The organism is Maribellus maritimus, from assembly GCF_022267315.1.
GTDB lineage: Bacteria > Bacteroidota > Bacteroidia > Bacteroidales > Prolixibacteraceae > Draconibacterium > Draconibacterium maritimum.
This window is the reverse complement of the sequence record NZ_JAIKLE010000001.1, coordinates 329662-355318: the sequence shown is the minus strand read 5'-3', so window position 1 is coordinate 355318 and position 25657 is coordinate 329662. Positions and strand designations below refer to the sequence as shown.

17 protein-coding genes and 1 pseudogene are annotated in these 25657 nt (G+C 39.4%); 7 read left to right on the top strand and 11 right to left on the bottom strand.

Annotation, left to right across the window (positions count from 1 at the left end; all coding sequences use genetic code 11):
* Window positions 1-54: 54 nt before the first annotated feature.
* A complete protein-coding gene (locus tag K5G00_RS01470) occupies window positions 55-1074 on the top strand; it encodes a BF3164 family lipoprotein (RefSeq protein WP_238763668.1) in 1020 nt (339 codons plus the stop codon).
* Window positions 1075-1321: 247 nt separating this feature from the next.
* On the opposite strand, the gene K5G00_RS01465 is transcribed toward K5G00_RS01470, so the two are convergent.
* Together K5G00_RS01465 and K5G00_RS01460 are read right to left on the bottom strand one after the other, a co-directional pair.
* Window positions 1322-3220 (bottom strand): glycoside hydrolase family 127 protein, encoded by a 1899-nt coding sequence (locus K5G00_RS01465; RefSeq protein ID WP_238763666.1) that lies wholly within the window; start codon window positions 3218-3220, stop codon window positions 1322-1324.
* A gap of 322 nt (window positions 3221-3542) precedes the next feature.
* A complete protein-coding gene (locus K5G00_RS01460) occupies window positions 3543-7490 on the bottom strand; it encodes a hypothetical protein (protein ID WP_238763663.1) in 3948 nt (1315 codons plus the stop codon).
* A gap of 267 nt (window positions 7491-7757) precedes the next feature.
* Between K5G00_RS01460 and K5G00_RS01455 the strand changes: the two genes are divergently transcribed.
* The gene (locus K5G00_RS01455; protein ID WP_238763661.1) at window positions 7758-8528 is read left to right on the top strand and encodes a hypothetical protein; all 771 of its coding nucleotides are present in this window, start codon (window positions 7758-7760) and stop codon (window positions 8526-8528) included.
* Here the strand turns inward: K5G00_RS01455 and K5G00_RS01450 are convergent.
* Window positions 8518-9966: a glycoside hydrolase family 28 protein gene (locus K5G00_RS01450; protein ID WP_238763658.1), complete on the bottom strand. Its 1449-nt coding sequence runs from the start codon at window positions 9964-9966 to the stop codon at window positions 8518-8520. The genes K5G00_RS01455 and K5G00_RS01450 overlap by 11 nt on opposite strands.
* Window positions 9967-10087: 121 nt before the next feature.
* Between K5G00_RS01450 and K5G00_RS01445 the strand changes: the two genes are divergently transcribed.
* The 5 genes and pseudogenes from K5G00_RS01445 (at window position 10088) to K5G00_RS01430 (ending at window position 13755) form a co-directional block, all read left to right on the top strand.
* A complete protein-coding gene (locus K5G00_RS01445) occupies window positions 10088-11506 on the top strand; it encodes a 3-keto-disaccharide hydrolase (RefSeq protein ID WP_238763655.1) in 1419 nt (472 codons plus the stop codon).
* A gap of 113 nt (window positions 11507-11619) precedes the next feature.
* Window positions 11620-12033 carry a hypothetical protein gene (locus K5G00_RS01440; protein ID WP_238763652.1) on the top strand — a complete coding sequence of 138 codons (414 nt, stop codon included), beginning with the start codon at window positions 11620-11622 and terminating at the stop codon, window positions 12031-12033.
* 18 nt (window positions 12034-12051) lie between these two features.
* Window positions 12052-12420, top strand: a pseudogene (locus K5G00_RS30120) (pectate lyase); the annotation flags it as partial.
* 33 nt (window positions 12421-12453) lie between these two features.
* A complete protein-coding gene (locus K5G00_RS30115; protein ID WP_394800849.1) occupies window positions 12454-12987 on the top strand; it encodes a pectate lyase in 534 nt (177 codons plus the stop codon).
* A gap of 126 nt (window positions 12988-13113) precedes the next feature.
* Complete coding sequence (locus K5G00_RS01430; RefSeq protein ID WP_238763646.1) at window positions 13114-13755, top strand: DUF2490 domain-containing protein; 642 nt, start codon at window positions 13114-13116, stop codon at window positions 13753-13755.
* Between the two features lie 16 nt (window positions 13756-13771).
* On the opposite strand, the gene K5G00_RS01425 is transcribed toward K5G00_RS01430, so the two are convergent.
* The 8 genes from K5G00_RS01425 to K5G00_RS01390 form a co-directional block, all read right to left on the bottom strand.
* Complete coding sequence (locus K5G00_RS01425) at window positions 13772-15721, bottom strand: glycosyl hydrolase family 2 protein (protein ID WP_238763643.1); 1950 nt, start codon at window positions 15719-15721, stop codon at window positions 13772-13774.
* Window positions 15722-15723: 2 nt separating this feature from the next.
* Complete coding sequence (locus K5G00_RS01420; protein WP_238763641.1) at window positions 15724-17130, bottom strand: sulfatase family protein; 1407 nt, start codon at window positions 17128-17130, stop codon at window positions 15724-15726.
* A 44-nt stretch (window positions 17131-17174) separates the two neighbouring features.
* Window positions 17175-18446 carry a hypothetical protein gene (locus tag K5G00_RS01415; protein ID WP_238763638.1) on the bottom strand — a complete coding sequence of 424 codons (1272 nt, stop codon included), beginning with the start codon at window positions 18444-18446 and terminating at the stop codon, window positions 17175-17177.
* Between the two features lie 94 nt (window positions 18447-18540).
* Window positions 18541-19398, bottom strand: coding sequence for an alpha/beta hydrolase (locus tag K5G00_RS01410; RefSeq protein ID WP_238763634.1), 858 nt, complete (start codon window positions 19396-19398; stop codon window positions 18541-18543).
* Window positions 19399-19407: 9 nt separating this feature from the next.
* A complete protein-coding gene (locus tag K5G00_RS01405; RefSeq protein ID WP_238763632.1) occupies window positions 19408-20883 on the bottom strand; it encodes an alkaline phosphatase D family protein in 1476 nt (491 codons plus the stop codon).
* A 14-nt stretch (window positions 20884-20897) separates the two neighbouring features.
* Window positions 20898-22445: a sulfatase-like hydrolase/transferase gene (locus tag K5G00_RS01400; protein ID WP_238763630.1), complete on the bottom strand. Its 1548-nt coding sequence runs from the start codon at window positions 22443-22445 to the stop codon at window positions 20898-20900.
* Between the two features lie 75 nt (window positions 22446-22520).
* Entirely contained in the window at window positions 22521-24029 is a 1509-nt protein-coding gene (locus K5G00_RS01395) for an alkaline phosphatase D family protein (RefSeq protein WP_238763628.1), read from the bottom strand.
* A gap of 24 nt (window positions 24030-24053) precedes the next feature.
* Complete coding sequence (locus tag K5G00_RS01390; RefSeq protein WP_238763626.1) at window positions 24054-25655, bottom strand: glycoside hydrolase family 31 protein; 1602 nt, start codon at window positions 25653-25655, stop codon at window positions 24054-24056.
* Window positions 25656-25657 lie beyond the last annotated feature (2 nt).

Sequence of the window (25657 nt, the reverse complement as noted above, 5' to 3'; positions counted from 1 at the left end):
CAGAAAGAAGAACGACTTTACTAAAAGTAATCAGAACAATTAAAGTTATTTAAAATGAAAATATTTTTATCGGTTTTTGTTTTTGCCTTTGTCCCTTGTTTATATGCAAACTCGCAAAACAGCACTAATATCCGGTTTCCAGTTGAAAAAGAATTAGAATATAAAGTGATTAAAGTGGATCCTGTAATTTTTGCTGAAACTCCAGGAGTTGTTATTTCAGCGAATAAGTTTATTTTTATGCGTTCGTCCTTTGAACCTTTATTTTTTGTTTTCGACATACCTTCTTTTAATCTTACAGGTAGTTTTGGGAAGAGAGGTAACGGGCCCAACGAATTTAAAATACCGGATTCCCGTAATGCGGTAGCTACTGAAAATGGGTTTAATCTGTTTGATATTCATAAAGGGTTAATATTTGTTGATATTTCAGAATTTGGCGGCGATGCTTCTGACGTAAAAATTGAACAGATTAAACTACCGGGTGAATTATTTATGTTGAATGATGCCGTCTTGTTAAATGATAGTACAATTATAGGTTTGCATGAATATTGGAGAAGCGATAGTATGTATGTATCGTACAATTTGGAAAGTAAAAAAATTGAGTATTTTGGTCAGTATCCCGATTTTAGTAAAAGATTAGAAGAGGATGCGGTTTGGGGGGCATTCTGGCGACATTCTGTCATCAAACCCGACGGGACAAAAATTGCTTCTTTTTTTGAAAATTTTAAAATGTTTCGGATATATGATAATTGTGGTACCCTTGAAAAAGAAGTTGTTATGAATATTCCTGAAAAGGTATTTTTTAAAAAGCCCAAAGAAAGTATAGCTACTTTTTATCAGCTCGTTAAGTCCACTAATAAATATATATATGCAATGTGTATCAACGGCTATCCTGAAAAATATCTCGAATTAATTCCTGAAATAGAAGTGTGGGATTGGGAGGGAAAACCTGTAGCCAAATTCAAGTTGACGAATCCTGTTTTTTCGTTTGATGTAACCGATGATAATAATACTATATATTGCATCGACAGAGTGGAAATTGATAAAATATACATGTATAATCTGGATTTAAATTGAGAATGGGAGTGAAGTTTAGCAGACTTGTTTTGATAGCCCTGAAGGTTTGTTTGCCCGGAATGCTTTTTTACAAAAGTTGGTACTAAAACGATAAACTCCCGTAACTACAATTTCACTATCAACAGATAGAAACACTTTCTGCATAGCATTCGGTTTAAAAAGCACAGGAAATAGTTGTGTGAGGGCTAATCATCTTTTTATTAAATGCTTACGGAGCTATACTAAAAAAGAAAAGAGAGACGATCATTTAATACCCGCGGTATTCTCCTTTCATTACGTTTAGTGTTTCGCGAATCCATACTTTGTAGCGGGTGTTTTCGTCCCAGGTGTTTCCGGCTGAGCTAAAATCGCAAAAGTGTACGGATTTAGCTTGACGAAATTCGCCTTCCAAATCGGTACCCAAAACCAGTGGTACAGTAAATGCCATCCAAACATGTGCAGGTTTCTGGGGCGCAGGTGAGAGTTCAACAACACCATCTTTGTTTTGAATTGCTGCGGTTTCGTCTGTAAAACCATCATTAAAACGCGAGTCGCGGGCCAATACCAGCGGGCCACGTGTAATAGCCTGGTAGTCGCCTTGTTTTATAAGTCGCCCGCGTAAATCCAAAGTCAGTTCAATTTGGTCGCCTTTTTTCCAGTTGCGCTGAATATTTTTGTATGTTCCCGCTTGAATATCTAAAATTTCATTGCCGTTTATTTGTATCGAATTTATTTTACTCCACTCCGGAATGCGTAAAGAAATCCCAAAACTGTTTTCTTTTTCCGGCTGAATTTCAATGATAATTTTCTCGTTTTCCGGATAGCTGGTTTTCTGGAGCAGCAAAACTTTGTTTCCACTGTTTCGTTCAATTTCTGCTTTTGAATTGCTGTAAAAATTCACAACAATATTGTTTTTTGTGCTCATATAAGCAAATCCCGGCATGAGTGTAAAACCACGCGGGCCATTGGCGTTGCAGCAATTAATGTGCATTCCGCATTGTTCTTCACCGGCATGGCGACGGCCTTCCAGCGGACTGTATTTTGCAATCTCGCCGGCATCAAACTTCATGGAAGCCAACAGTGCGTTGTAAAATGTTTTTTCAATCTGGTCGGCATAACGTGAATCGCCGGTAACCTGAAGCAGGTTATAGCATAATTTCATCCAGGTTATGGTTACACAGGTTTCCATGGTGTGGTAGGTGGGGCGTGTCTGATTTTCAATTCCATGATACCAACATTCAAAAGCTGAACCCGAACCAGCAATATTTATTTCCGTATTGATGATGTTTTCGACTACATCGACAACGGCTTTATAATATTTTTGATTTTCGGTAACCAGGTACAACTGTAACAGTCCTTCGTAACACGACATCATTTCATAAGCCTTTTGCCCGTTGTCCCAGCTCCACCACGTTTCAGGATGAGGAAAGCGCTCGCTTACCCAAATTCCTTCCAGTGCTTTACTTATCAGTTGGGGGCCATCTTTTGTTTCCCATTGTTCTACAATGTATTCAGCAAAATCGAGGTATTCTTTTTTGCCGGTGTGTTTATACAAATAAACCATTGGCTCAAGCACCGAACTGCTTGCCATTCCGTGATAATTTCCTGTGTATGTAATATCTTTTTTGTCTGGTCCAACCTGCGTAAGCAGATGGTTGGCCGCATCTTGTGCAGCTTTTAATGCTTTTTTGTCGTTTGAAACTTCGTAATAACGAATCAAACCTAACATGCTGTATTTTCTTCCCCAAATATCCCACTGCTGCAATTGGCTTTCCGGTGCATAATTTCCAATGTATCCGTTTTTTAGCTGGGTTTCCAGCAGCCCGTCCACTGCATTTTTCATAATGTCCAACAATTCCGGGTCTTCAGTATATTTATACGCCGCTACTGCCGACAACATCCATTTTCCCCAAAATTCGCTTTGCCACAATCGGGTTTCAGTTTTGTGCCGGAAAGGTTCAATCAGATGATCAATGTCTTGCTTTTTTATTCGCTCTGCAATACATAAATCAATTTTCTCTCCTGCATGACCTTCTATTTTAACAAGAGAAGGGTTTATAGCGTTTAGTTGTATCAGTGGATTTTTCTTTTCTTTTTCGGAGCTTGTTGCAGGAAGGATTATAATCGCGGATAAAAGAAGAACGAGGATGAAAGTTTTATTTGTCATTTTTTAGCTGGTTAAAAGAATAATAGTAGGTTTTTCAGATCAATGTTTGAAAGTAAAAAAATATTTGAATATCCGGTTCAATTTTATGTTTAAAAGACTTGAAATATGCTTTTGTTAAACCAGAGATATTAATGACCGTGGGGAAGCGAAAGATTATCTTAAAGTGGAACGGATCCCGAATACGATGGCGCTTTCCGGATCTAACAGGTTTTATGCTCCAAGGTTTGCTTTTTTTGATTAAGATTGGTTCCATTTTATCCCTTTTGCTAAGCTTCGAACATTTGATTGTTTGGGAATAACTGAACTGTTATTTCAAGGATCTTCAGGACGCTGATTGTCGGAACATTTGGCTATCAAATAAACGCATTACTCCTGTTATTACAGTTAATACTCCGGCAAAAATTCCGAATATTTTTTCTATGGAAATTCCTTGTGAGATTAAAATAAAAGCAGCTAACGGGATTAAAATTAAAAGAATAAGGTACTGAATATTCCGCCATTTTCCTTTTAATCCCAGTTTCTTTTCAATTGCCTTCACATCCGACGGTTCCATACTTTGATTGACAAAAATTCGAAAGTCCTCTGAAAACAATCTTGGAAACGGAGCCGGGATAATTAGCTTTTTGTTTACAAGTCGTTCAATCATCGCTTTGTTTTTCCGGTTTAGTAAACCATCGTCGGCTAAATCGTACAACACAATTTTTTCATATCCGGTTAGGTTATCCCAAATGTTTATAAATTGAGTTTCGTTGTCATCAATTTCCCACTCCTTGTGTTCAAGTCTGTTTCGTTGGTTTCCGGACACTTGCTTAACATCCTCCAACTGATTGTCTGCTGCTTTGTGGTTCAGATAACCGTTAAATTCAAAGAAATTTTTAAAGGTTGTTTTCCATCTTTTTTTCAAAAGATAGATACGTCTTATGTCTTTCTGTTTGATTTCGTTTTCATCAACATAATCGTCATAAAATTCATCAATCGATTCAAGATCAAAAGGGATGTCAACCACTACTTTTCCTTTTGTATTCCGGCAAATTTCCTGTAATCTAATCAGTAAAAACTTATGCTTATCTATCTCATAAATTGACAGATCAAGACCATTTATCCATATCAGACTGGTATTTTCAACAAGAACGTCGCATTCAAATTCAGGGTCAATTAATTGTAAGGTGCTGATGGTTTCAATTGAAGTTTGATTGTTCCGGTTCGGCTCATTTACATACTCTTTTGTTTTTTTTAGGTAATATTCTCCGTTAAACGAGTGGAGTAGTATTTTCCTGATCGCTTTATTTTCAAAGAGGGTTTCCCACCACGAAATATTTGATTCACTCCATTGTTCACTATTTAAATTGAGCAACACACCTGCGATATATTGTAATAAAATCCAAACGGCGATAGCTACAAGTGAAAAGGTTATAATTATACTTAAAAGCCATTCTGCAATGTTTGTATTTAGTGTTGTGTTTGAAACGACTTGAACAGCTCCATCTGTTCCGCCTTTCGAGTATACTAACGTAGTGTCGTTTGCAATCCATTCTCTTGTATAAACAGAATCTCCCGGATTTTTTTTGATTCCGTAATCTTCATTTACCGGGTCGGGTAGCAAATTATAAATTATATCCGCCTCATTAAAATTTCCTGAATTTTCCAGTAAGTCGGTTTTTTTTATATCGGAATAATCTACAAAATTAACTTTCAGATTATCGATCCCGTTTCCCTGAATTCGTTTAAGCCATTCTGTATTTTTCTGGTCGGGGTAATTTGCTTTCAATTCCAGATTATCCATAGCTACAGAAAACAGTTGGTCTTGTTTCCAGTATTTTTCTTCCTGGTATTTTATTGAAAAATAGTACTGCACAACAGGAACTGCGGAGATGCTGGTTAACCATAAAAACAGAAAGGCAATATAATTTCTTCTTATCCGCGAATTGTGCCGCGAAATGTATCTTTCTGTAAGTTTGGGTTGCTTGTCGATAAACTGCAAAATCCGGGGGATGTTGAGAGTAAAAACAGTTAATATTGTTAGCGGGATAAAAATGGGCCATCCGGGGAAAAACCGGAATAACAAAATAATACTCATAATTACTGTTACCAGAAGAATAATGTTCTCGGGATAATATTTTTTCCGGAAAAGACTTCTCAGGCGCAGTTTTTTTCGGTTGAGGAAAATGAGGGTTACAAATGACGTATAGATAACAAAAATGAGTTGATACACCAAAACAGAGAATGGTTTTTGGATATACAGGATACCACTGAACTGAACGATAATTAATGCAATTATTATCAATGATAAATAGAAATACTGACGGTAGTTTTTACTTTGAAAATGGAGCCAGCTTAAGAACCAAATTGGCTTTTGTACAGTGTTTTCCGGTGGGATAATCCACCGCATAACCAGCATGCCAAGCCCAATAAAAACGAGCGATACAAAAAGAAAATAGAATGTAAATAAAAATATCCTGGCATTTTTGTTATCGGTTTGGCCAATGTCGAGTAAAGTAATGTGATAAAGAGGACTTTCATTTATTGGAACAACCCGGGCTATCCATTTTTTTTCATTGTAATTAATGTGAACAATCTCCTCGCTTCGTAAATCGATAGCTTTTAGTAGTTTAGGGTTGGATTCGCATTCGTCGAAAAAGTTTTCGTGCAGGTTTTTGGCTTTTATCGAGTGGTATAATACATTGCCTGTAGCATTCACAATAACATACTCGATGTCTTTGGGGAGTACCTGGAAATAGAAAGAAGGAACTGCTGAAGTGATTGCAGTAACCGGAAGCGAGTCATTTTTTACGTTGTGGAATGAAAATGCGGTTTCACCCTTTCCGGTGTTGTACGATTTTATGGATTCAATATAAAAATTAACGTTATAAGACGGAGAAGGCCAGGTATTTGCCTTGTCAACAGCTTGTGTAAAATAGTTTCGTGCACTTAAATCAAGAGGAACAACCTCCGAAAAACGTGTTCTGGTTACAGCTTTGTTTACGATTCCATTGGGTTGAATCAGAATGATTTCATTAATAGGGAGCGGTTTGTCAAGTGTGTCTCTGGTCAACTGGTAAAATTTTCCATCCGGTTTTTTAAAGTGGTCTCTCACTTTTCCTGATAACGACGATTGTTCGTGTGTTGAATCATTGATTGAAACATACAGGCTTTTTATTGAATTTATATCAGAATCCACATACGAATAAAGCGAATCAGAGACCAGTTTCAGGCGGTCTTTTAAAATCGAACGGTCAACAAACTGATGTTTGATGACACCAATTACAATGAGAACCAGTAATCCTGCACCAAAAATGGTAGACATTGCGCTTCCGCTGGCATCCATTGCTTTGAGTCTTTCCTTTTCATCGATGAAAATTATTTTTAGAATGGGCATTCCTATAAAAATCAACAGAAGAATAGCTGCGATCAGAATTAAAATCTGACTGTTAATGGTGCGGGTTTTATCCCGGAAGTCTTCATCCACAATAAGCCCGGCAATACAGAACCTTTTCCCCAGGAAATCAATGGGTAGAATCATTACATGTTTGTCCTCTCCTCTGATATTAAGCGTTTCCCAAATTCCGCCCTGAACATTTTCAATACTATCACAAAGCGCTTTTGGATTTGTAATATCGGCAACCAAATCAAATTTTGAGTTGTAGTAAACCAACGAATCGTCAAACAGGATAATATTTTCAAAAAGCCTGTCGAACTTTAACCCCTGCATTAGAATATCAACAGGGACTTTGTACTTCACCGGGTTGTTAAGAAGTGTTTCTACGTTTGATATATATGCAACCCGGTAATTGGGTAAATAAAAATCTTTCACCGAATCAATCGATTTTTTACTGATTGTGTCAGGGATTTGGGGGCCGTAATCAATAAAAAGTTTGTTTTCTTTTTTTAAATAGATAAATATCGATTCAGGAGTTTTGTCTTCATTTTCAAGCTGAACATAGGGTAGAAGTCCGTCAACAACTTTTTGCACATCTTGCAGTTGAGGCGTATTTGTTGTATTTAACCAACTCTTCCGGCTCATTTGGTTTGTATTGTTGTAGTGTCTTATTTTATAATACAGGCCGTAGTTTTTAAAATGGTTTTGGTAATAATCATTTTTGCCAAACATATTATTTCCATATTCTTTTAATATGCGAAAAGCCCTTTGTTGAAGTTTTGATTCCTGGTTGGGGATATATATAAAGAAGTAAGAAAAATACAATAAGGCAAATGCCAGAATAATAACAATCCAACCAATGTAGTTGGCGCTTTTATGGAACTGTATTTTCATAATCTAATGGTTGGTCGTAAACAAATATACGGTAATTTGTAATTAAAGTCAATGAAGGCCTTTTTGTCTTTTATTTCCCGGGTTTTATATTTGATAAGTGATTTAAAATTTTTATACGTTTAGTTTGTTCAACAAAAAATTGCTATTGGCTGTTATTTTGGAAATGATTGTTCAGAGAGAAGAAATATGTATCTGATGTATTTTGCTCCTGTTAAAATGATTTTAATTTTTATATTCGCTAGTCGATAAATAAATAAAAACATGAAAATGAATATGCTGAGAGTTTTTGGAATAGTGATGTTGGTTATTGTGTTTTCTTCTTGTGTAAGAAATAAAAGCGGAGTACCTGTTCAGAATGAAGTGCCTGCAAATGCCAATGTTTTTGAAGTAAAGGAAGTGGTACAGGGCAGTACCTATACTTATATGAATGTTAAAGAAGGAATGGCTGAAAAGTGGGTGGCAGTTACAAAACAGGATGTAGATGCGGGCGATGTTTATTATTACGACAATGAGCTGGAAATGAAAAATTTTCACAGCAAAGAGATCGATAGGACTTTTGATATTATATATTTTGTAAGTCACATTAGCAAAACGCCGGTGGCCCAGGCTCCTCAAAATCCAATGGGAGGAATGATGCCGGGAATGGGAGGAGGAGACATGGCTGCACACAGCGGACGTGTTACTACGGAAGAACACAACGAAATTTCGCTCGAAAAGTCGGGGAATGAAGTTACCGTCGCCGGGGTTTTTGATAACCGGGATAGTTATTCAGGAAAAGAAATAGAGATTCGTGGTGTAGTAGTTAAAGTAAACAAAAGTGTGATGGGAAAAAACTGGATTCATATTCAGGACGGAACCAGCGGAAGTGATGGAAGTTATGACTTAACAATCACCAGCCAGGATGTTGCCGAGGTAGATGATGAAGTAACTTTTAAAGGAAAAATTACTTTAGAGAAGGATTTTGGTGCCGGCTATTTTTACGAAGTTATTATGGAAGATGCAACCTTGGTTGCTACTTCTTCAACAGTTAATTTATAACACTAATATTTTCACAGTCTGAATCTTTTACAATTTTGGCGCCTTCTTCTCTCCAGGAAAAAATTCCGGGGTAAAGAATTTGTGCGTCTTTCACGTCGTTCAGAATAAATGCCGGTCGCACATTGTCTCCTTTTATAAAAAGCTGGACATTGTTGAATGTGATATTCTTAACGTGACGCACGAAAAATCCGGAAGCCGGTAAAATATCGCCAAACATTCCGGCAGTCGGATATCCTTTATCATTTTCCCGTACTTCAAGTGCTGCTTCTTTTTCCGAACCATCGCTGAGATTGGTAATAAAAATGTTACTTAAATTAATGTTTTCTGCATAGTTGCCGGGGAAACCTGTAATGTTTGATGTTGTTTTTGATGAGGTGGTTGCAGTTACATTCGAAATTGAAACATTTCGCAGTGTTCCAATTCCCGGTTCTTTGGCATCGGGAGAATATTTTCTGGACCGGTTTCCCAAGCGCACAAAAATGGGGCAACCTGTTTCCAGAATGGTAATGTTGTTAATGTTCACCTGATCGAGCAGTCCACCGTCAACCATTTCAACAGAAATTGCCGACTGGCCTTTTTGCGTGCCGTAAATTGGGTCGGGATCTACAGAAGGGCTCACTGTACAATTGCTAAAAATAATGTTCTCAAAACCACCGGTGGTTTCTGTACCAAGTTTTAATGCGTTACAATGCGATTTTACTACACAATTTGTTACCAATACATTTTTACAGGATCTCGGACTTGTGCTTTTCAGACAAATTCCGTCATCGTCGCTGTCAACAAAACATCCCGAAACAACAACGTCGGTACATCCGTCAATATCAATTCCGTCGTTGTTGTAGTTACAGTGATTATAAACATTAATTCCTTTTATTTCGAGGTTTTCGCACGCCAGGTAATGTTGCATCCAACCTCCTGAATTGCGCATGTCTACATTTTTTATGCGAACATTTTTGCAGTCGATAAGCTGAATCAGATGCGGGCGCGTAATTCCGGGTTCGTCGCCTGTTTCAGCTCTTTCAAAAGCAGCTCCCTGTCCGTCTATGCTTCCTTCGCCGGTAATTCCGATATTATTTTGCCCTTCAGCAAAAATGAGTTGTTTGGTAGCCTGACCCGTACGAAGCGCTACAAAATCTGGTTGTATACTTAGATAATCCTCCAGATTTTTGCTTCCCAAAAGGGTAGCTCCTTTTTGAATCTCAAGGGTAACACCATTTTTTAATATTATCGAACCAGTAATAAATTTTCCCGGAGGTATTATTACCTTTCCGCCGCCACGTTTAGAAACTTTATCAATTGCATTTTGAATAATTTCTGTACAAGGCCTGGTGTCATCTGATTTTGCACCAAAATCAGTTATATCAATGTTTTCACCAATAGAATGAATATTATGTGCGGACAGCGATAAAATCAGAATAAGTTTAAAAAACGTTTTCATAATAAATGTTAGTTTTTACCTGTTTCTCAAAAGTAATAAGAATCTGACAGGTATTGAGTTTATTAAAAATTATATTGTTTCATTTTAATTAACTTTGTTTCAATAACCCAACTAGCTTCATATGATGATTAAGTTAAAGAATCTTATTGTTTTCATTTTTCTTGCAATTTTTTGTGGAAGTATTGCAAATGCCCAGGAGAATTGGGTTAGTTTATTCAACGGTAAAAACCTCGATGGTTTTATTAAAAGGAGTGGTACTCCAGGTGGTTTTGACAAAAGTAAGGGTCTTGCCGAATATATTGTTGACGGAGATCAATTGATAGGAGTTTCAACAACCGATATTCCGAGTACTTATTTGTGCACAAAAAAGATGTATTCCGATTTTATTTTGGAAGTGGATGTAAAAGTTGATGTAGGGCTGAATTCAGGTATTCAATTCAGAAGTAATTCATCACCTGATTACCGTGGGGGAGAAGTTTTTGGTTATCAGTGTGAAATTGATCCCTCGGAAAGAAAATGGAGTGGAGGTATTTTCGATCAATCTCGCAGAGGATGGATTTACCCGGTAACAATGAATGAGCCGGGACGGGAAGCCTTCAAAAACGGAGAATGGAACAAATATAGAATTGAAGCCATCGGAAATCAGATCCGCACATGGGTAAACGGGGTACAGGTTACCAATCTTGTGGATGATATGACTGCAGAGGGATTTATTGCATTTCAGATTCATTCCATTGGAAATAATAAAGCGCACGAGGGTTTGCAGATAAAATGGAGAGGTGCCCGCATTATGACCGAAAACCTGGAAGAAAACAGATGGCCGCTTGAACCAAATGCGAAAGAATTCAGTTACCTGAAAAATGAATTAACAGATTATGAGGTCAGGAAAGGATTCCGATTATTGTGGGATGGAAAAACAACCAATGGCTGGCGGGGAGCTAAAATAAATAAATTCCCGGAAGAAGGATGGGAAATTAAAAATGGTGAACTTTCTGTTTTGGAAAGCGGTGGTGCCGAATCTCGAAATGGGGGAGATATTGTTACCATTGACCAATTTAGTAGTTTTGAACTCGAACTTGATTTTAAAATCACAGAAGGTGCAAACAGTGGAATTAAATATTTTGTTGATACTGATTTAAACAAAGGAGTAGGCTCGACAATTGGTTGTGAGTTTCAGATACTCGATGATGTAAGGCATCCCGACGCTAAAAAGGGTGTAAACGGGAATCGAACAGTGGGATCTCTTTATGACTTAATCACAGCCAAAAGTTATTCAGAACCTAATAAAAATAAACGTGGCGCCAGTCCGGGACAATGGTGTAAAGCACGTATTATAGTAAAAGGAGGACACGTTGAACACTGGCTAAATAATATAAAAGTGGTTGAATACGACCGTTTTTCACAAATGTTTGATGCTTTGGTTGCATATAGTAAATATGCAAAATGGGAAAACTTCGGACAGGCTCCTTTCGGTCATATTTTATTACAGGATCACGGAAACAGCGTAACATACCGAAGTATAAAAATCAGGGAATTTTGAAGCATTCGGTGAATAGGCATTTTCGTTTATTTTACTCAAAAAGTAAAGTTCTTTTTTGGGTAAAATAAATGTGCTATTTTGTTTCTTAAAACTAAACCAACAAAAACGAAACTATGAAAAGGCAATCTTTGAATTTGATTTTAACTTTTCTGTTTTTCTCTTTTTTATCAACAACCTACGCACAAGATAAAAAGGAATTATCGGTGCTTGCAACGGAGGCAGAACAATGTCTTAAAAAAGGTATTGCCTTTATGCAAACACTGGCAATAGAGGGTGGTTATGTATATCATTACACCTTAGATGGAAAAGAAAAATGGGGCGAAGGAAAAACAGATGATCGAACAATTGAAGTTCAACCTCCCGGAACTCCGGAAGTTGGAATGAGTTTTCTTAAAGCTTACCACGTAACAAAAAACAAAGATTTTTTAAAAGCAGCGGAAGATGCTGCAAATGCTCTGATTAAAGGGCAAAATGATTTGGGTGGTTGGGACCACAAAATTTATTTTGACCGGCCCAAAGGAAACTGAGTAAGTTTTGATGATAATCAAACTCAGAGTGCCATAAGCTTTTTAATGGCTCTTGATCAGGAGATTGACAGGCCTGAACTAACTAAAGCAGTAGATAAAGCCCTGAATATGATGCTAAAGTCTCAACTGGACAACGGCGGCTGGCCACATCAATATCCATGGCAGGGAAATTACCATGACTATGCTACTTTTAACGATCAGGGAATCAACGATTGTATCCGGGTAATGATTGAAGCCGACACATATTATCAAAGAGCCGATATAAAACAAAGCCTGCAAAAAATTGGGCGGTTCATGATGATTTCACAACTGCCTCCGCCTCAGCCGGGTTGGGCGCAACAATACAACGAATTTCTCCAGCCGGCGTGGGCGCGAACATTTGAACCTCCTGCTGTTTGCCCATCTGCAACGGTACATAATATAAACAGTCTTATTGACTTATATCTTCACTCCGGTAGAACAAATTATCTGGAGCCTGTTCCTGATGCTATTCGCTGGCTGAAAGCCTCACAACTGCCCAACGGGAAATGGGGCAGGTTTCTGGAATTAGGAACAAATAAACCATTGTATTACGACCGGGGACGCATCCGGGTTGAATCGTTGGAGCAGCTGTCGCTGGAACGAAGAACAGGGTATGGATATGAAACGGATATAAAAAGTGCACTTAAAGCTGTAGAAATACGTTATCTGCAGGTTTTAGAGAAGGCGACTGTTGACCGGATATCAGTGCCTTCGTTGGACGAGTTGGCAAGGGATGCTGAAGCTGTTATAGAAGCTCAGGATGATTTCGGCCGATGGGTAGTGCAAAATGATAAATTCCGGCAGGATATGGAAGTGAGCAAATGGAATGGAGAATATCGAATTGAGGACCGGATTTCAAGCGCTCTTTTTAATCGAAACGTGAAAGTTCTTTGCGATTATATGGAAGCTTACAAACGTGTTGCTGGGAAATAATCTAACGCAGGCAGGAAGATTATCTTTCTGAAAAATAAAAAAGTATATTTGCACCCTTAAGATTAAATTGAATTTCTGGTAACCGGGAACAATTACCAGTTTTACACCATTTGTGTAATTTTTAGTATGCAAAAATCAATTAAACCTAAGCTGAAATCCCTAATCATTGTCGTGCTGATTTTTTCTGCTGTCAGAGTTGGTGCGGCAGATTTTGAAACCTGGACCTTTGCAGGTGGTCAGACAAAAATCAGAAACATGGATTTCTTTTTTCACAGTGCAAATTTTTTCAGAGACGGGGGAGATTATTTTCTGAATCATACACAGCTAACGCTGGATTTTCCTTCAGAAAAGAGTATAAGTTTTGGCGTGGGCTATAAACAGGAATATGTTGAATTCCCAACACGATGGAGGGCAGAGTACCGTCCGATGTTGCACATGTATTATAATAAAAGTTTTGGGAATTTTAGTTTCAGGGATCGCAGCCGCTGGGAGTTTCGATTTTATGATGGTGAATTGATAAACCGCTACAGAAATCAACTTCAATTAATGTACAAGAAGTTTAAGGTTGTTAGCCCATATATTTCTACTGAATTTTCCTTTTATTTTGATGAATTCGGATACTCAAGGCAAAGAACGATTTTAGGTTCATTTATTCATGTCAAGAATGTAAACTTTAACCTTTTTTTAGGCCACCAGATTAATGAAGATTACCTTGATGTCTGGAAGCACAAACTTATTTTAGGTACAGGGATGAGCTACAAATTTTAAATTGAATTTGATAAGCTTAATTTTCTTTCACCATTAATAGTTTTAATTCATGCGGTTGAAAGGTAATTTTCTGGCCTTTTTGAGCTAATGTGGCTTTAGCTGTAAATTCGTCTAACCACCATTGATTTCCTTTAACTGGCACACTTATTTTTGTTGTCACTGAAGTTTCCTGTTCATTAAAAAGAATATAATAATGAACTCCTTCTTTTATAACATGGCGATAACGTATATTTTCGGATGAAGGCGAAAGAAAAATATCAGGCTGAATTAGTTTTTCCGTTTCTGCATTTAGTTCGGCTCCAGTTTGAGCTACTTTTGCTTTTGGGAAAGTTGAAATAAAAGGTGAATCCTTAAAAATAATTAGTTGGTCGTTTTCGGCTAATTTGTTAAGTATCGGTTTAATATTATCAGGAATTATTTGTAATCCATCCAGAATTACGGCTTTGTAATTCATTCCTGCAATATGCACACCGCTTTTGTCGACTGTGGCATCATTAATTAGGTGTGTTAATTCCAGGTAGTTGAAATCTTTCTGATTTTGGAAAAACACCTTGGCTGATCGATCCGGTAGCCAGTTGGCGTCACCAAGTACAGCGATTTCACATACCTGGCGCGAATCGGTGTTTAACCAGCTTAGCCTTCGGCAGGCGTCAGCGTAACCTTTATAGTTGCTCCACCATTTTGCATGTGGTCCAACATCCGGCGGTCTTTCATCGTAGCGGGCACCCCTTATTGAATAATAAAATGCGTGGGGATAAAGTAAATTCTGTCCTCTTACAAAACACCAGTTGGCCAGCCAAACCATTTCATCGTAGGTTAGGTTATGCCCGTAAGCACCATAGAGTTCGTTGGAGTTCCGGCGACGATTTAAATGAACCATTGCACTTGAGGCATTTTTTGCCATGGTCGAATGTTGTCCATTCAATGCCTTTTCACCCGGTTCAACATAGCGCCAAACCAAATCCTGACCAGGAATCTGGAAATATTTCTGGGCTCCCAAATCCATAGAGCCGGCCGGGTGCCCTGTGAGTGCGATTCCGTGACTTTCACACCATTTGCTCAATCTTCCATAATAATTCTCTTCCAAACAGATTGCAATAGCCCGGTGATAATCTTTTCGGTGTTGTTCCCAATTTTCATGATCTTCGTACCACAAATCAGAAAAGTAAGGTGTAAAATCGTAACCGAGTATTTTGTTTATCTGCGGCAGTAACTTTTTGTTTCCAGGTACTATGCCTCTTTTGCTTCCACGTCCCAGCGGATCGGGTTCATCCGTAAAAACAGCAAGTACTGTTTTCCCAAAATATGGTTTAAAGTTATCTGCAAACCGGTCATATACCAGTTCAATGAAGCTACTAACTGCTTCGGGGTTTAATATATCCCCGGCGGGTGGGAGATCTTCTTTTCCTTTTGCTTCGTCAACCCAGTGAATTCCCCGAATATGTCCATTTGAAGGTTGTTCAACAACTGCCATCTGTTTTCCATTGGGGCGTTGCAGTACCGTTACCAGGTTCCATCCATCTTCCAAAACCGGCTTTTCTCCGGTTTCTAAATCAATTTTTGCCAGCCCCCTGGCGGCATGTGCAGGATTCTTTGCCACTACCTGGCCTTCGCAAGAACCAGAAGGATAGGAACCTTCGTCGTAAAGTATAACCTTCATATTTCTTCGCTCTGCTTCTTCAATGGCAACTTTCATTAGGCTTAGCATCTCCTCGGAAAGAAAATCCATGCCAATGGGTAATCCCATTCTCGGGTGAATTACAAATCCATAAACCCCATGATCATCAAAGTCTTTTATTTGTCTGAGAATCTCATCTGCTTTAAGTGTGTCATTCCAAAACCAAAATGGCATAACTGAAAATTCTCGCGGAGGCTCAACGAAATTTTTGTCGATGTTCTGACCATTTATGAAGGAAGTAAAGAAGAGCAAGAAAAGAATTACAGAGAAGCTGCTTTTTATTTTCATTTTTAATTGTTTAAGTCGTTTAGCATTTTTAACGCCATTGCGTCGTTGGTTTGATTAGCATGTTCTTTTAAATATTTGCGGTGTTGTTCAAGAATTTTTTTATACACAGGATTCGCAGCCTGGTTGACCATTTCCAAAGGATCGGAATCCATGTCTCCCAGGGATTCCCGATCATTCCCTTCGCTGTAAATACAATATTTGTAGCGTGAACTGCGAACCATTCTTCCCTGGGGTTTGTAATTTCTTCCGTCAACAGGCTCGCATTGAACCATATGATTTTCCGTTACAACATATTCCCGTTTCCATTCTGGTGCTTTCCCGGTTGCCGTTGCCTTTAAACTTTTCCCGGGAAGTCCTTTGGGGATTTCAATACCAGCAAAGTCGCAAAGGGTTGGAATCATATCTGTTCCGGTATTTAAAAGCACATCCGAAGTACCTTTTATGGTTTTACCATCCCATTTCATAATAAACGGTACACGAGCTGATTCATCATAGAATACGGTTTTTTGGTTCCAGTGATGACTGCCCGCACAATCGCCGTGATCGCTGAGAAAAACCACCAGCGTATTTTTTTCCTGCCCTGACTCTTTCAGCGCATCCATAACTGTGCCCACAAATGCATCGGCACGTTCAATTAACCTGTAATATCCCCATTGTAATCTGCGCCAATCAGCATCTGTATAATCGCCAACCGGGAACAAACGAAGATTTGCCTGGTATGATTTCCGCATAAATGCCATAATATCGGTTTCGTTTTCAGGTGGAAAGAAGTTCGTTTTGAGAGGCGGTAAATCCTCCAGTTGCGGCATTTCACTTATCGGTCCTCCGGGCAAATTCTGCTTTCGTGACCATTGGCAAACTTCATGAGGGCTCAAAAACGAAGCTACAACAAGAAAAGGTTTTTCATGTTTTTGTTTCAAAAAAGTTGCAGCTGGTTCAGCATCCAATTGGCTTCCTTTAGCTATTGGATTATCAAATCCGTGTATTTTTTTCTGTTTTTCATCAAAAGCCACATGCCATTTCCCAAAATATCCGGTCTCATACCCGGCATCTTTAAACAGTTTTCCAAGGAATACAAAATCTGATGGGCTAATATCTTCGTCGTCGTTTGTTAATACACCGGTTTCATGTGGAAATCTGCCGGTCATCATTGAAGTACGCATGGGCATGCATAAGGGGTTAGGACTATATGCATGCGTAAACCTGATCCCCTTTTCTGCCAATTTATCCATATTTGGAGTGTGTATGTATTGCTCGCCCATCACGCAACTCATTGCATCAGCAAATTGCTGGTCGGTCATAATAACAACAATGTTCGGTTTTTGAACAGCCTGTGAATAAGCTCTTTGCAAAAGAAGTGTAATTAATACCAGGCTTAAGGTAATTTTTATGGCTGTTTTAATTTTCATATTAATTGTTTTAGCGAAATTTTTAATTCAGCTGATCTTGAATTTTATTTGATAGTAATGATAAATAGCTGTTCCGTTCCGTCATCGGTAATTCCCTGTACTAAAACCTGATTGTTTTCACGGTTCCATCTTGGGGCAGAATCAATTCTTACATCGCCTGAATATTCTCCTTTATCAATACCTTCACTCCTTGTCCATTCTCCATCTTTTAGGCGAATAATGTTGTAAAAGTTTTTACCATCTTTTGCGGAACCATTTACAAACCAGTTTCCATCAGGAGATAAGCTAATATCGCCTTCCGGATTGGGAATTGCTTCCGGTGTACCAATCTTTCCTACAATTTTTTCATTGATAATATCGAAAATTACCTGATCATCACCAATTCGGCCAATCATGTTTTGCCCAATTCCCCATTCAGGGTGACCTCCAATAAACTGACGTCCCACATGTAATCCGGTGCCATCTGAGTTCATAGTGCAAAATACATTGGTTCTTTTTTCTTTTCCTGTGCCCTTCCATCCGGCCCTAACAAAAAAGCAAAAGAGCTTTCCATCCCGATTCCACAATGTGTGATTAATAAATAAAGATTCACCACCTGTATCAAATCCTTTTTTCTGAAGTTCAGCCTCCAATGTAGCAAATGAAACCAATAAATCTTTTTTGCCGGATTGAATATCGATTTTAAAAATGCCATCATCTTTGGGAGCCCTTGCACCTTCTGTCCAGTCGGTGGCGCCTTTATATCCGGTTACTGCCCGCAGTCGTGCCATTCTTGCGTAATTAATAGCCAGAAAAGTTTTTCCTTTTGGGCAAACTCCACTATTGCCAACAGGTGTATCATTAAATTTATATTCATAAACACGCTTGTTCTTAGAAATATCAAATAGCGCGGTAAACACTTTACCTGTTTTTTTGTCCCGGTCGTTAAAAAAGAACTGGTTCGCAGCATTATCAGGATTCCAGTAAAACATGGTACCCTGTTGTGGATTCCAACCCAAAGATTCATCTACTTTTTCAATTTTATAATATTTCCCTTCAGGTTTGTCCAAATGAACCAGGCAAACGCCGGCAGGTTCGCCTCCATCAGGAAGATGGTCGATAAAAGGCGAACTTAGGGTAAGCAATCGTTTACCCGTTGAATTCCAGGGAATAGTTAATGATTGGCCTATATAACCAAATAAATGATGCAGGGGGCCGTTGGTTATTTGTCGAGCGGAAGTAGTAAAACTGGCAGAGCTATGTATTGCTGGAGCGGGGAGTCCTAAAATTGCGATACTTCCCAAAGCAGTTGTGTGTATAAAATCTCTTCTTTTCATAACCTGTTATTTTATAGCCTGTAATTCCGGAAAGCAGGACGACAATAATAGAAATGGTTTTCAAACGTTACCCAACATTCATTTCAGAAGATTATCAGTTTAACGAAGTAATCGTTTTTCCCAGCCATCTTTCAGCCAGTCCGGGCCAGGTCTCACCTGCTACATTACCCGGTCGCATTCCATATCCGTGGCCGCCTTCCGGCAATAAGTGTAATTCAACGGGTACTTTTGCATCGCGCAAGGCAGTTGCGTAAACCAACGAACTGTTTCCTAAGCGGTCGTCGGCAGTTTGAAAAATAAATGTGGGCGGAGTGTTTTCAACCACTTTCAATTCCGGAGTAAGACTTCGGTTTTCTCCCTGATCAAGATAAGCAGGGTAAATCAATAGCGCAAAATCAGGTCGACAGGAAAGTTCGTCGTTTTCGTCAACTTTGGGGTATGTTTGTTTTTCATACAAGGTACTGGCGCGTGCACTTAAACTTCCGCCGGCCGAAAATCCCATCACACCCAGTTTATCCGGGTTTAGATTCCATTTTTCAGCCCGGTCTCTCATTATTCTTAGGGCTCGTTGTACATCCTGTAAAGCACCATCCTGTTTTTTGGGAACCCGGTATTGAAGTACTGCAGCTGTAAATCCCAGTTTATTAAGCCACAGTGCAATTTCATATCCCTCTTTGTCGATGGCCAGAATATTGTATCCTCCACCCGGACAGACGACTACACCGGCGCCATTGTTATTGTTGCTGTTTGCCGGGAAAACGATCATTCCCGGATCGGTTATATCTGTTAAGCGTGTGACATCCCCGGAGGTATTGTCGGTAACAACAGGCTCGTGTTTGGCTTCTGTTTCACCGGGTACAGCATCAGGCCAAAGTTTTATTATCACATTTTTTTGTGCTGAGGTTCCCATAAACAGTAAAAGTGCAATTGTACAGTTTAGTAATGTTTTCATTTTAACGTTTTATTTTGTAAATATTTCTTCATGAACCATTTCTCCATTAACATCGTAATGCTGGAAAGTAAGTTTTGGTTTTCCATTTTCCCGGGAAACCTCTCCTCTCAGAAAACCTCCTTTTACCCGCAAAAACCGATGCTCAGGGCGCAGGTCTTCCTGATCCCATCCCCCGGCATGCATGTCAGTACCGGCACCGCAGCTAAATTCCCAGAGATTTGTATCGGGCAGGTGTGTTACATATTGCCAATGACGATCGCCGTTACACAGATATACATTGTCAAATTGATTCAAGAAATTGCGTATTTGATCCCCTTCAAAAGCGTACTTTGAATTTGAATAATTATCGTTTTTATTCTCGCGGTCGGGGCCTAAAACGGGATTGGCATTGATAATTACTTTAAACGTAGCATCCGATTCCTTTAATGTTTTAAATAGCCAATCGATTTGTTCCTTCCCATAAATGGTTTTTTCCGGCCCGTCCGGTATATTGTTGGAACTCCGGTAGTTTCTTCCTTCTGTAATCCAAATCTGCAGGTCTTTTCCCCAACGAATGGTTTTATAAAACTTGTTGTGATAAGGAAATTGTTCTTTTTCAAATATTTCAATGCCTCTGTCCCAGGGTACTGTCCCATAGGTTTGACCGGGCCAGGCATCATTTTTAAGTGCATCATGGTCGTCTTTCATAAAATAGGAGGTTACTTGTGTCCAGAATTTGCGTTGCAGAGGAAGCGCGAATAAACGATCCCATTTAAAGCGCATCAATTCTTCAGTAAGCGCATAGGGTTCGGGTTTATCGTAATATTCAATATCGCCTGTATGCACATAAAAATCAGGGAACATTTTTATCATGGAATTGTAGATTTTGTGCCCGTCAGTTGTGTCCTTTCTCCAATAATCATGACAGGTAACGATACAAAATTCAATGTCCTCTTCTGTTTTTTCTGTTGGTGGCGTGCGGAAAGCACCTTCAATTTTATCCGAAACTTTTGATTGGTTATTGAGCCTGGCTTCAATTTCAACAACATATTTTATGTTGGGCTGGAGGTTCTCAAGTTGCCACTGGGTTGTATAGTTTTTTTTCTCATCAACGGCAATCCAATCGGTTTCTGTTTTGTTGTCAGAATTTAACAAAGGATAGTAGATAAGTTTGACTTCACCTGGTGCACCGGGACAAGCACCAACCATGTTTTCCAATGTCATTCCTTCCGGAATTTGTGCTTTATGAATTTTTTCGGGATTGGCTTCTTTATCCAATCGTCGGTGTTCTTCAGCCGATGGGATAAGAAATTTTGTTCCATTGGTATTCCCTTCCGGGGTATGGGTCAGCCGTGTCCAGATTACGATTGAACTTTGGTCAGCCCATCCATTGTGAAAGCCGTTTCCAAAATAAGGCCCGTCGGTTTCTTTTTTGAGGCTGCACCCCAAAAACAGAAAGGCTAAAAATACTGTGAAAATGAAGCGTTGATTTATATTTAGTTTCATTTTAGTTGTTTTTTTCATTCGTTCTTTTCAATTTGACTGGATTTCCATTCCTCGAAAAGCTGCTCCATCTCTTTAACTTTTTCAGGATTACTATTGGCAAGGTTTTTTGTTTCGGTCGGATCCTGCTCAATATTATACAGATCCCATGGTTCCTCCAATCCTTCTTTGACTATTTTCCATGAATCGGAATAAACTGCTCTTCCCCGGCGCCATTCCCAAAAAATGGGCTTTTCTCTGCTTGTTTTTTCTCCGTTGAGTACAGGAAGTAAACTAACCCCCTGCATAGGTGTTATTTTTTGGTTGTTAAATTCCGTTGGGTAAGTAGCTCCCGTAATATCCACTACCGTGGCCATGATATCGATAAAATGCCCGGGGAATTCAGAAAATGTTTTAGGTGTGATTTTTCCCGGCCACCATGCAATCAATGGGGTGTTGATGCCTCCTTCATAGCTGAAGTTTTTATAAAAACGGAAAGGAGTATTTCCTACATTTGCCCAATTTTCGCCAAGCGACGACCACCGGGTCATTGTTCCAATCTCTCCGTAATCGTCCTCTATATGCACCATTTCAGCCGATGCTCCGTTGTCGGATACAAACAGGATAAGCGTATTTTCATCTTTCTCTGTTTCTTTTAGTTTCGCAAGCAACCGACCGATGTTTTGATCCATTCTGTCGATCATCGCCGCATAAACTTCCATTTTACGGATTTCGTCGTTTTGAATGGAATCTGCTAAATCTTCCCAGTTGTCATAAGTTGGAGCTGACAAACTGTATGAATCATCAATTAGGCCGATTTGAAGTTGTTTTTGATACCGTTGGTTGCGGATTTTTTCATAGCCTGCATCGTATTTCCCTTTAGATTTGGCAATATCTTCCGGCCAGGCCATTAATGGGTCGTGTGGCGCATTGAAAGCAAGGTAAAGGAAAAATGGTTTGTTTTCATTTTTATATTCATCTAACCAGCCCAACGCATAATTTGTAAAATAATCGGTTGTGTAAAAGTCTTTCGCTTCCGGCGTGTAAGGATGATACATTACAGAGTCGATACACCACCAACGTTGGGTTTTATTTCCGGGTTTTCCTTTGCGCGCCGGTGCACCTTCACCCGGCCGTTGGTCGCCCGGATTAAAATAGTTACAGGCACCGTCTTTTAGACCATAGTATCGGTCAAAACCCCGGGTAAAAGGATTTTCCAAACCGTGATGTTTCCCTGACCAAAGTGTGCGGTAACCCGCTGTACGAAGAACTTCTCCCAGCGTAACTGCATTGGTGATGGGGTTGGTGTGTGTGTTGGAATAACCGTTTTGCTGTGCATAAACTCCGGTAAGCAAGCATGCTCTTGAAGGGAAACATTTTGATGTATTATGAAACCTGGTGAATCGTATTCCACCTTCCCCCAGCTTGTCGAGGTTAGGGGTCTGTACTTCGCTGCCGTAACATCCGATATCCGACCAGCCCAAATCGTCGGCACTGATTAATATAATGTTTGGTTTTGGTTGTTCTTTTTTGCAGGATAAAACGATTAAGACACAAAAAAGAAAAATAAATATTTTTTGGCACATATCCGTTGGTTTAGTTTTTATTGTTGTTGTTTCAAATGTATAAAATAAAGCGACAAAATCTCTGTCATCTTCTGTTTAAGGTGGTGTTAACTTTTTATATGGCAGTGTGTATTTTTCCAATATGTTGCCGAACTGATCGATTAGCCTGAAAGTAACAGCAGGTGTATCCTCCTGAATGTCAAAAGTAAATTCACCAAAGGCAACGGCCGCTGTTCCGTGATACCCAAATAACTGGTTTGTACTTTCTTTGGCCATTGCATCGGGCCCCGGAACACCACCAAGCGAAGCGGCCTCAAATTCATAAAATTCAAATCCCGATGGCCGGGGAATTGTAAATCCACGTGCTCCGTGGCGGTCACCGCTAATTAATAAAACACCGGATATTTTTTCTGATTCGATAAAAGCAAAAATTTCTTCTCGTGCTTTTGTATCCCAGGTTCCCCATGAATCCTTTCCGTTACTAACATAATCGCTCCACATGGTGCCACTGCTAACAATTTTGAACGGAGCTTCGGAGCTTTTTAACGTTTCTTTTAACCATGTGAGTTGTTCCGGGCCCAGATACGATCCGTACCGGCCTCTTTGTCCGTTTTCCCGGCATGAGCGGGTATCGAGCATTATTATTTCCACCGGACCGATACGTGAGTTAAAATAAATACCTGGCTTTTTGTTTTCCGGGTTGTTCCAATTTTGCTGCCATACCGCCCTGACTGCTTCGCGGTCTGCTGTGGTGAATCCTTTAGGTGTCCCACTAAGGTCATTGTTATAATAATCGTGATCATCCCAGGAAGTATAGAGCGGAACATTTGCTGCGAGCTCCTTCCATGGTTTTGAAACATCACGAAGCATATAATCAGACCTGTGCAAATTAATTCGGTTCTCCCTGTCGTCCACTGCAATATCTCCCAGAAGCATCATAGCCTGAGGCTCTCTTTTTAGAATTTGATTGATTAAATTGGGATTGTGTAAACCTATTTTATGAAAACATGACCCAAAGGCTATCCTGAAACTATTTTTTTCGCCGGAAGCAGGTGTGGTAGTAAAGCTGCCCTCTGCAACTCCTTTCCCATTTGTGTAAACTGTATATTCGTATTCGGTAGCGGAAGACAGACTGTCCAATACAATTCTTTGGTCCACGCCTGGTTCAACTGAAGTTTTTGTATATGATTTTTCATCGCTGCTTCCCGATTTTTTTACTTTCACAACCAAAGGCTCTGAGGTCGATGGACGTATCCAAATGTTAACACTGTTTTCGTTTAATTTTCCAAGCATGGGGCCACCCATTATTGGTAAATTGTATTTACGGGCAGCCGCAATAATCCCGGGATTTGTAAAATCAGCATCCGGTGTACCAAAAAAAACAGAACGAGCATCAAAATAAAACTGCCTGATATTTTCAGGTAAAAGTCCGTAACTGTCAAGTAACCTGGTGTCGATATCCAAATTTCCAACATGTGCTTCAGGAAGTGTAACCTTATAACGCGGAACAATGGTATCGCTTTCAGAACCAAAGCAGTTCGTGCTGTCGAAAAGTAAAACTGAAAGGAAGAAGCAGCATTGAAACAGAATAGTATATTTATTCATTGTTTGTTCTTTTGTCGATTAAATTTATTGTTTCTCAAAATAAGGTAACCGATCAATCGGCACGTCGATAATGTATGATTTTCCACCTTTATATTTTTTCCCGTCATCAGCAATCCATGTGCCATTGGGAAGGATCACTTCTCTTGAATATTCTTTTTTGTAAACAGGCGCTATCAACAGATTTTCGCCTAAAAGGAATTCATCTTTAATATTTTCAAATCCCTGGTTAGGGTAGAAATATTCAGGATTTGAAATGACAGGTTCACCTGTCTTAGCTGATTCTTTTGCCCGTTTTAAAATCAGAGGCGTAAATTTTTTGCGTATTTCCACCGCTTTTTTTACGGCCTCAAAGTTCTTTTCATTTAAAACCCGCCACGGCGCTACCGAAAATTGCATCATGGGCATCAGTGCGTGGCATTGTGCTGAGCGAACAACAAGCTCTTCGTCATAGCTGTTTAAATCGAGAAAACTGCTAAATTCGCCACCGCCAATCATGTCGGGACAAGAGAATGTATAACCCGCAAGGCCTTCTGCAATCATGTGTGGAATTAACATTTGCATGTCGCTCCACGAATGTTGTTTATCGCGTAAACGTTGGGCAAGTGGCTGCCCTGCCATTTTCCAGCACGCCCGATATTCGTTTAGCGGGTAACGTAATCCAATCATGGCGTACAGCTCGCATTGTTTATTGGGGCTTACATTTTCTTTACTTATAGCATTGGGCGGGTAGTACTGCATATCTCCTGCATCAAGCTTAAAACCATCCACTCCGTATTCGTTAACGAGGCGGTCGAGTTGATTGTTAAACCAATCTACTGCAGCCGGATTACTAAAATCGAGCAACGCTGAATACCCATTCCACCATTTGATAATGGCTGGCTCCCGGGCAGTTTCCCATGTAGTTGTTTCATCTATCTTTTTAAGAAGAAATCCTTTACCTTTCATAATTTCGCGTACAATCAATGCCTGGTCCGGACTTACAAAAGGACAAACCCATAACATTACCTTGAATCCCATTTTATGTAACTCATCCATCATCTGGCGTGGATTGGGGAAGCGACCCGGGTGGAAATTCCAAAGTCCGTAGTCTTCCTGCCATGTATCGTCAATCATAAAAACCCCCGGAGGAAATCCGTTATTAATTATTGCATGGGCATATTTTAATATGTCTTCCTGGTTTTGGTCGTAGGTCAACTCGATCCATGTGTTGTACTGTGGCTCAGTAAACAACATTTCATCGGGCATTTTCCCCGACGCAGGAAAGAAATGTTCTGACGCAAATTGTCTGGCCTCTTTCAGCGTGGTCCCATTTCTACCGTGTTCAACTTTTCCATAGTTTTCAGAAATGATAATCTCATTATTTCCGATTTCAAATTTGTAAGGTTTCTGGCTCCATACATACAAACCTTTATTGCTTAATAATAAAGGTTGTGTTTGATTTCCCTGATTATTGGCATAAAAGTCAAATTCAAATCCACCGGCGAGCGGCATTTTGTGCCCGTCGGTGATGACACCCGACCAGATTTTTTCACCCGGAAGCAAATCGATTTTAAACGGTTGATTTTGCGCAACCAATACAAGGTTTGGAAATAATATAAAGCTTAAAAAGAGTAATCTGAATTTCATAT

Coding starts and splice junctions, on each gene's coding strand:
- K5G00_RS01470 (WP_238763668.1), top strand. CDS start 55: ATGAAAATATTTTTATCGGTTTTTGTTTTTGCCTTTGTCCCTTGTTTA.
- K5G00_RS01465 (WP_238763666.1), bottom strand. CDS start 3,220: ATGACAAATAAAACTTTCATCCTCGTTCTTCTTTTATCCGCGATTATA.
- K5G00_RS01460 (WP_238763663.1), bottom strand. CDS start 7,490: ATGAAAATACAGTTCCATAAAAGCGCCAACTACATTGGTTGGATTGTT.
- K5G00_RS01455 (WP_238763661.1), top strand. CDS start 7,758: ATGAATATGCTGAGAGTTTTTGGAATAGTGATGTTGGTTATTGTGTTT.
- K5G00_RS01450 (WP_238763658.1), bottom strand. CDS start 9,966: ATGAAAACGTTTTTTAAACTTATTCTGATTTTATCGCTGTCCGCACAT.
- K5G00_RS01445 (WP_238763655.1), top strand. CDS start 10,088: ATGATGATTAAGTTAAAGAATCTTATTGTTTTCATTTTTCTTGCAATT.
- K5G00_RS01440 (WP_238763652.1), top strand. CDS start 11,620: ATGAAAAGGCAATCTTTGAATTTGATTTTAACTTTTCTGTTTTTCTCT.
- K5G00_RS01430 (WP_238763646.1), top strand. CDS start 13,114: ATGCAAAAATCAATTAAACCTAAGCTGAAATCCCTAATCATTGTCGTG.
- K5G00_RS01425 (WP_238763643.1), bottom strand. CDS start 15,721: ATGAAAATAAAAAGCAGCTTCTCTGTAATTCTTTTCTTGCTCTTCTTT.
- K5G00_RS01420 (WP_238763641.1), bottom strand. CDS start 17,130: ATGAAAATTAAAACAGCCATAAAAATTACCTTAAGCCTGGTATTAATT.
- K5G00_RS01415 (WP_238763638.1), bottom strand. CDS start 18,446: ATGAAAAGAAGAGATTTTATACACACAACTGCTTTGGGAAGTATCGCA.
- K5G00_RS01410 (WP_238763634.1), bottom strand. CDS start 19,398: ATGAAAACATTACTAAACTGTACAATTGCACTTTTACTGTTTATGGGA.
- K5G00_RS01405 (WP_238763632.1), bottom strand. CDS start 20,883: ATGAAACTAAATATAAATCAACGCTTCATTTTCACAGTATTTTTAGCC.
- K5G00_RS01400 (WP_238763630.1), bottom strand. CDS start 22,445: ATGTGCCAAAAAATATTTATTTTTCTTTTTTGTGTCTTAATCGTTTTA.
- K5G00_RS01395 (WP_238763628.1), bottom strand. CDS start 24,029: ATGAATAAATATACTATTCTGTTTCAATGCTGCTTCTTCCTTTCAGTT.
- K5G00_RS01390 (WP_238763626.1), bottom strand. CDS start 25,655: ATGAAATTCAGATTACTCTTTTTAAGCTTTATATTATTTCCAAACCTT.